This is a genomic window from Isoptericola sp. NPDC055063, assembly GCF_053608125.1.
This window is the reverse complement of record NZ_JBSGUW010000003.1, coordinates 177,761-184,720: the sequence shown is the minus strand read 5'-3', so window position 1 is coordinate 184,720 and position 6,960 is coordinate 177,761. Positions and strand designations below refer to the sequence as shown.

General features: G+C 73.2%; 6 protein-coding genes and 1 pseudogene. 3 read left to right on the top strand and 4 right to left on the bottom strand.

What is annotated here, in order from left to right; genetic code table 11:
* A pseudogene (locus tag ACWF41_RS04880) lies at positions 1-267 on the bottom strand (3-deoxy-7-phosphoheptulonate synthase class II); the annotation flags it as partial.
* Between the two features lie 58 nt (positions 268-325).
* Positions 326-1,552: a pyrophosphate--fructose-6-phosphate 1-phosphotransferase gene (locus ACWF41_RS04875; protein WP_380323466.1), complete on the bottom strand. Its 1,227-nt coding sequence runs from the start codon at positions 1,550-1,552 to the stop codon at positions 326-328.
* Positions 1,553-1,720: 168 nt separating this feature from the next.
* Between ACWF41_RS04875 and ACWF41_RS04870 the strand changes: the two genes are divergently transcribed.
* Positions 1,721-2,254 (top strand): GNAT family N-acetyltransferase, encoded by a 534-nt coding sequence (locus tag ACWF41_RS04870; RefSeq protein ID WP_380323469.1) that lies wholly within the window; start codon positions 1,721-1,723, stop codon positions 2,252-2,254.
* 17 nt (positions 2,255-2,271) lie between these two features.
* Here the strand turns inward: ACWF41_RS04870 and ACWF41_RS04865 are convergent, their stop codons facing one another.
* Positions 2,272-3,150: a lysophospholipid acyltransferase family protein gene (locus ACWF41_RS04865; RefSeq protein ID WP_380323472.1), complete on the bottom strand. Its 879-nt coding sequence runs from the start codon at positions 3,148-3,150 to the stop codon at positions 2,272-2,274.
* 117 nt (positions 3,151-3,267) lie between these two features.
* Between ACWF41_RS04865 and ACWF41_RS04860 the strand changes: the two genes are divergently transcribed.
* Positions 3,268-3,819, top strand: coding sequence for a hypothetical protein (locus ACWF41_RS04860; protein ID WP_380323475.1), 552 nt, complete (start codon positions 3,268-3,270; stop codon positions 3,817-3,819).
* Between the two features lie 51 nt (positions 3,820-3,870).
* Here ACWF41_RS04860 and ACWF41_RS04855 read toward each other — a convergent pair whose 3' ends face one another.
* Positions 3,871-4,815: an ROK family glucokinase gene (locus ACWF41_RS04855; protein ID WP_380323478.1), complete on the bottom strand. Its 945-nt coding sequence runs from the start codon at positions 4,813-4,815 to the stop codon at positions 3,871-3,873.
* 235 nt (positions 4,816-5,050) lie between these two features.
* Here ACWF41_RS04855 and ACWF41_RS04850 point away from each other — a divergent pair, with 235 nt between their 5' ends.
* A complete protein-coding gene (locus tag ACWF41_RS04850) occupies positions 5,051-6,862 on the top strand; it encodes an AMP-dependent synthetase/ligase (RefSeq protein WP_380323481.1) in 1,812 nt (603 codons plus the stop codon).
* Positions 6,863-6,960 lie beyond the last annotated feature (98 nt).

The following is a 6,960-nucleotide window of genomic DNA, read 5'->3' as shown; positions in this document are numbered from 1 at the left end:
TGGCGGTCTTGTGGGCGAGAGTTCTTCCGCGACTCCCCCTCCGAAAAAAGAAACTCCCCCCACCCGGGCAGCGAGGGCTGCACGTCTGGCCTCCCCCCCCCCCTCCCCCCCCACCACCAGGGGCGCCGCCTGGGAGAGCCGGCCCGCCACCGCCGCGAGCGCGTCGGCGTCCGGCCACGTGGGCTGCTGGCGCGCCTCGAGGCTCCGGAACCTGTCCAGGCCCTCGGGGTCGCTCCCGGGCGCCACGGTGTCGACGGCGGTGGTCATGCGGGCTGCTCCTCGCTGGTGGCGGCCGGCTGGCCGCGGGGTGGGTGCGACCGGGTCGTCAGTGCGCGGCGGGCTTCGCGGGGACCAGCGGCTGGCCGATGCCCGCGAGGATCTCGCCGAACCACGGCTGCGAGACGTCGAACGCCTTGCCGCCCGCGATGCGCGGGAACGCGATCGCCTTGAGGCGGTCGCCGTCCTCCTCGTCGTGCCCGATGACGCCGGGCTCGCCGCGCAGGGCGCACTCGACGGCCAGGTCGGTCATCGACTTGATGAGGCGCAGGTCCTCGGCGTTGGCGGCCGCGGCGCGCGAGTAGTAGCCCGACTTCTGCACCATGACCTTCTCGGCGCCCAGCTTCTCCGCGAACTGCTTCGCGAACCACTGGCCCGGGTTGATGGTGTCGAGCTTGACGTGCCCGAACGGGTCGCGGGGCACCTCCTCGCCGGAGGCCTCGAGCTGCTGGACGATCTCGTTCATCCCCGCGCCCTCGGACAGGAAGATGTTGACGTTGCCGATCTCGTCCATGACGGCGCGCAGGCGCGCGGCCTCGGCGTCGATGTCGATCTCCAGCTCGGGCAGGAAGACGGCGTGCACGTCCCAGCGCTCGCGCGTGAGGCCGAGGGCGGGGGCCCACTCCTGCGCGTCGAGCCACTTGCGGTACTCCTGCGCGGCTGCCGCGGTGAGCCAGCCGCAGTGGCGGCCCATGACCTCGTGCACGATGAGCATGCGCGGGCCGGAGCGGTGCTCGCCGATGACGTTCGCGGCGAAGCCGGCGGCCTCCTCGGCCGCCGTCCAGGCGCCGAGCGACTGCTTGATCGGCACCACGTCGTTGTCGATCGTCTTGGGCAGGCCCACGACGGTGAGCTCGTAGCCGTTGTCGTGCAGGTACGCGGCGAGGTCCGCGGCCGTGGTGTTCGTGTCGTCGCCACCGATGGTGTGCAGCACGTCCACGCCGTCGGCCTTGAGCTGCTCGGCCGCGACCTCGAGCGGGTTCTGCCCCTCGGAGACGAGGCCGCGCTTGACGCAGTCCGCGGCGTTGGTGAGCTTCACGCGCGAGTTGCCGATCGGCGAGCCGCCGAAGCGGTGCAGGATGCCGGCCTGCTTGCGCCCCTCGGCGTCGATCACGATCTTCGTGCCCGTGAGGAGTCCGTGGTAGCCGTACTGGTAGGCGATGATCTCGATCGACGGGTCGAGCTCCGTGTAGCGCTCGATGAGGCCGCCGACGGCGGAGGACAGGCAGGGCGCGAAGCCGCCGGCGGTCAGGAGAGCCACGCGACGAACCGACATGACAGGGGCTACCTCTCGGTGGGGGACGGGATCCCTCCCATCCTAGGAGCACCGCCCGGGAGCCGGACCCGCCGTCCACCGGGCGAACCGGGCACCCGGCCGGCACCCGCGGCGTGAGATGATCTCGGCCGAGCCTCCCCGCCGACCGGCGCCGGGAGGCTCTTGCGTATGACGACCTCACGCACTCCCCTGCCCCCGCCCCGCCTCCGCCCCGCGACCGCCCGCGACGGCGACGCCCTCGAGCGGCTGTGGGCGCTCTTCCGCCACGACCTCTCGGAGGTCACGGGCGAGCTTCCCGGGCCCGACGGCCGCTTCCGCGACGAGCGGCTGCGCGCGGCCCTCGCGGACCTCGACCGCTGCGACGGCGCACGCTGGGGCGCGCACCTCGCCACCGTCGACGACCGTCCGGTGGCGTTCGCCCTCGTCCGCGGCCTCGACACGCCCGTGCGGGTGCTGTCGGCGTTCTTCGTGGCGCGGGCGGCACGACGGCACGGGCTCGGGCGCGAGGTCGCCACCGCGGTGCTCCGGACCGTGCCCGGGCCGTGGGAGATCGCCTTCCAGGACGCCAACGCTGCCGCCGCGGCGTTCTGGCCGCGGGTCGCGACCGACGTCGCCGGCGAGGGCTGGTCGCTCGAGCACCGCGCGGTCCCGGGCAGGCCCGACCTGCCGCCCGACTCCTGGGTCCGGCTCGACGTGTCGTGAGCGGCTCGGGACGCGGCTCAGGAGGCGGTGGACGGCCCCTCGGGAGTGTCCTGCGGCGGCGTGGCGCCCTGGTCCTGCTGCGGGTCCTGCTGCGGGTCCTGCTGCGGGTCCTGCTGCGGGTCCTGCTGCGGGTCCTGCTGCTGGTCCTGCTGCTGGTCCTGCTGCTGGTCCTGCTGCTGGTCCTGCTGCTGGTCCTGCTGCTGGTCCTGCTGGGCCGCCGTCGCGAGGCGGGCCTTCATCGTGGCCGCGTAGACGTCCACGTACTCCTGGTCCGACAGGCGCAGGATCGCGTACATGATCTCGTCGGTCACCGAGCGCAGCACGAACCGGTCGTTCTCCATCCCCTGGTAGCGGCTGAAGTCGAGCGGCTCCCCGAAGACGATGCCGATGGGCATGGGCTTCGGGACCGCCCGGCCCAGCGGCTGCGCGACGTCGGTCCCGACCATCGCGACGGGGATCACGGGCGCGCCGGACTCCAGCGCCAGCCGGGCGACGCCCGTCTTGCCGCGGTACAAGCGCCCGTCGGGGCTGCGCGTACCCTCGGGGTAGATGCCGAACAGGTCGCCCTCGTCGAGCACGCGCAGCCCGGTGCGCAGGGCGGCCTCGCTGGCCTTGCCGCCCGACCGGTCCACCGGGATAGTGCCGACGCCGCGCATGAAGCCCGCCACCATGCGGCCGCGGACGCCGCCGCCGGTGAAGTAGTCGGACTTCCCGAGGAACTGGACCTGGCGGTCCAGCACGAGCGGCAGCACGAACGAGTCGATGACAGCGAGGTGGTTGCTCGCCAGGATCGCCGGGCCCGAGGACGGGATGTTCTCGACGCCCTTCGTCCAGGGGCGGAACGCCAGCCGGAGCCACGGCCCCACCACCACGTTCTTCATCACCCAGTAGAACAACTGTCCTCCTCGCCCAGTGCGGGCAGCGCCCCGTCAGCGGACCGCCTGCGACGGGCCGAGGCGCCGGCGGTGGTCGCCACCGACGCGTTGCTTCGCCCACGACAATAGAGTGAACCCATGCCCGCACCGAACCCGGACGCCGAACCGGACCTGCCGGACGACGACCTGCCCGACGACGCCGTCGAGGCCCGCTGGGCCGACATCGTCGCGCAGCTGGGCGGCCTCGGCGACGACGCGGAGACCGAGGCGAGGACCGCGGACGAGGCCGACGCCACCGCCGCGCCCGACGCGGCCACGTCCCGCGACACCCAGTCTCCGCCGGAGAACGACGAGCGGCCGGTGCGCACGACCGGGAACGGCCCCCGCGACTGGCCCGTCACGCCGGAGGTCGAGGCCCTGGAGGAGACGGAGTCTCACTTCGTGCCGCCCGAGCCCGAGCCGGTGCTCGCGCGGGACCCCCTGCTCACCCTGGCGTGGACGCTCGTGGTGGCCGTCCCGGTGCTCGTCGTCGTGGGGGTCGTCGTGCGCGCCGCGGTCCCGACGCTCCGCATCCCGGCCTGGTCCGGGCCCGTCGCGGGCGTCCTGTTCCTGGTCGCGCTCGGGATCCTGCTCTGGCGCATGCCGCACCGGCGCGACCCGGACGACGACGACACGGGCGCGGTCGTCTGAGGAGCCCCGCCCTGCGGGCGGGCCGGCAGCGGTGGCCGCCGGCCCGCTCCGTCAGCGGCGCGCGAGGTCCGCGGCGCCGATGATGCCCGCCTCGTTGCCGTGCTCGGCGAGCTCGATCTGCGCCACCGGCCGGTGGCCGAGGGCGGAGAGCTGCGCCTCGTAGGCCTTGCGGACCGGCAGGAGCAGCAGGTCGCCGGCCGCGCCGACACCGCCGCCGATGACGATCAGCTCCGGGTCCAGCAGGGCGGCCACGGACGCCGACCCCTCGCCGATCCAGCGGCCGAGCGTCGCGAGCAGCTCGACGGCGAGCTCGTCGCCCTCCTGGGCGGCCTGGGTCACCTGCGGCCCCTCGATCGCGGCGGAGTCACCGCCCGCGAGCTCCACGAGCCGCGCGGCGCGGTCCGGCTGGGCGACGGCGGCCTGCCGGGCGTCGCGCACCAGGGCCGAGCCGGAGGCGTACTGCTCCCAGCAGCCCTCGTGGCCGCACCCGCAGTAGTGGCCGCCCGGGACCACGCGCATGTGGCCGACCTCGGCCGCCACGCCCCACTTGCCCCGCACCAGCTCGCGGTCCACGACGACCGCGCCGCCGAGTCCGGTGCCGACGGTGAGCATGAGCATGTCCGTCGCCTCGCGGGCCGCACCGAAGCGGAACTCCGCCCAGCCGGCGGCGTTCGCGTCGTTCTCCACGACCACCGGGACGTCCAGGTCGAGGAGACCCTCGATGCGCTCCGCGAGCGGGTACTCGCGCCACGCGATGTTGGGCGCGAACAGCACGGACCGGCGGTCCGGGCTCACGAAGCCCGCCGCGGCGAGCCCGATGGCGCCGATCTCGTGCTCCTTGGCCAGCTCGGCGCAGGCGTCGGCGATGGCCCGGTCGATGCTCGCGACGTCGTCGGCGACCGTCTCGCGCCGTACCTTCGCGAGGACCGTGCCCGCCTCGTCCACCACACCCACGGCAATCTTGGTGCCGCCGATGTCGACTCCGATGGCGTGCATGCAGGAACCTCACGTTCATGTGTCGGGACGCCGCGTCCGCGCGGCGCGTCTCCCGGTCGCCGAGCGGCACGGGGGCGCGCGGCGCGCGCCGGGTCCAGACTAGCCATCACGACCGCGAGGGTGCGACGCTCGTCCGTCACCGAACCGTGTCCTGGACCACTCGTGAGACCCGGTATCGTGACCGCCTGGGAACGAACACCCCTGGCAATGCATCAGCATGGACGATGGAGTCAGCATGGACGAGATCACCATCCCGCAGGCGGTCGAGCTGCCTGCCACGTCGAACCTCAACGACCTTCTCTCCACCCGAGTGGCGAACGACCCGCGCGCCACGCTCGCCGAGCGCCCGTCCGGCGGCGGCTGGGAGCAGGTCTCGGCCGCGCAGTTCGACGCCGAGGTGGTGGCCGTCGCCAAGGGGCTCGTCGCGAAGGGCGTGCAGCCCGGCGACCCGGTCGGGATCATGTCGCACACCCGGTACGAGTGGACGCTCCTCGACTTCGCAGCCTGGGCGGCCGGCGCTGTGCCCGTGCCGATCTACGAGACGTCGTCGGCCGAGCAGGTCGAGTGGATCCTCACCGACTCGGGGATCACCCTGCTCGTCGTCGAGGACTCCGGCCTCGCCGCCACGGTCGCCGAGGTCTCCGACCGCGCCCCGGCGCTTCGTGAGGTGCTCGAGATCGAGGACGGCGCGATCGCCGCCCTCACCGCCGCGGGCGCCGCGGTGCCCGACGACGAGATCGTCCGGCGCCGCGGGATCGCGGACCTCGCCGACGTCGCGACCATCATCTACACGTCGGGCACCACCGGGACCCCCAAGGGTGCGGAGATCACCCACGGCAACCTCGCGCTGCTCGGGGTCAACGCCGTCGCGGCCGTCCCCGAGGTGTTCAAGGACGGCGGGCGCACGCTGCTGTTCCTGCCCCTCGCGCACGTCTTCGCCCGGTACATCGAGATCCTCGCGATCGCCAGCGGCACCGTGCTCGGCCACTGGGCGGACCTCAAGACGGTCACCGCCGGGCTGGGTGCGTTCCGACCCACCTACATCCTCGCCGTGCCGCGCGTCTTCGAGAAGGTCTACAACGCGGCGGAGCAGAGCGCCGCTGCGGGCGGCAAGCTCAAGATCTTCCACTGGGCGGCCGCCACGGGCATCGCCTACTCGCGCGCCCTCGACACCCCGTCCGGTCCCTCGCTGTGGCTGCGCCTGCAGCACAAGGTCGCCGACACCCTGGTGTTCTCCAAGCTGCGCGCCGTGCTCGGCGGGCAGGCTCAGTACGCGGTCTCCGGCGGCGGGCCCCTCGGCGAACGCCTCGGCCACTTCTTCCGCGGCCTGGGCGTGACGATCCTCGAGGGCTACGGCCTCACCGAGACCACCGCCCCCACCAGTGTGAACCGCCCCGACGCCATCAAGATCGGGTCGGTCGGCCCGCAGCTGCCCGGCTGCGGCGTGCGCATCGCCCCGGACGGCGAGGTGCTGCTGCGCGGCATCCAGGTCTTCCGCGGCTACCACAACAACCCGGAGGCGACCGCGGAGGCGTTCGACGACGGCTGGTTCCGCAGCGGCGACCTCGGCGTCCTCGACGACGACGGGTTTCTCACCATCACGGGCCGCAAGAAGGAGATCATCGTGACGGCGGGTGGCAAGAACGTCGCCCCGGCGCTCCTCGAGGACCGCATCCGCGCCCACGCCCTGGTGAGCCAGTGCGTCGTGGTCGGCGACAACCGGCCGTTCATCGCCGCGCTCGTCACCCTCGACGCCGAGGGCCTGCCCGGTTGGCTGAAGATGCACGGCAAGCCGGAGCTGACGCCCGCGCAGGCCGCGACCGACCCGGACGTCCTCGCCGCCCTGGACGCCGCGGTGACCCGCGCCAACCAGGCCGTGTCCAAGGCCGAGTCCATCCGCAAGTTCGCCGTGCTGCCGGGCGACCTCACCGTCGAGAACGGGTACCTCACCCCCAAGCAGAGCGTGCGCCGGCACGTGTTCGTGAAGGACTTCGCCGCGGAGATCGACGAGCTGTACGTCGACACCCGCCAGAAGTCCGCGAGCTGACCGGACCGCCCCCGCATCGAGGGTGCTGACTTGTTCCGAACGGCTCGTCCGAGGAACAAGCCAGCACCCTCGATGCGTGTCGGTGGGCCTCGCTAGGT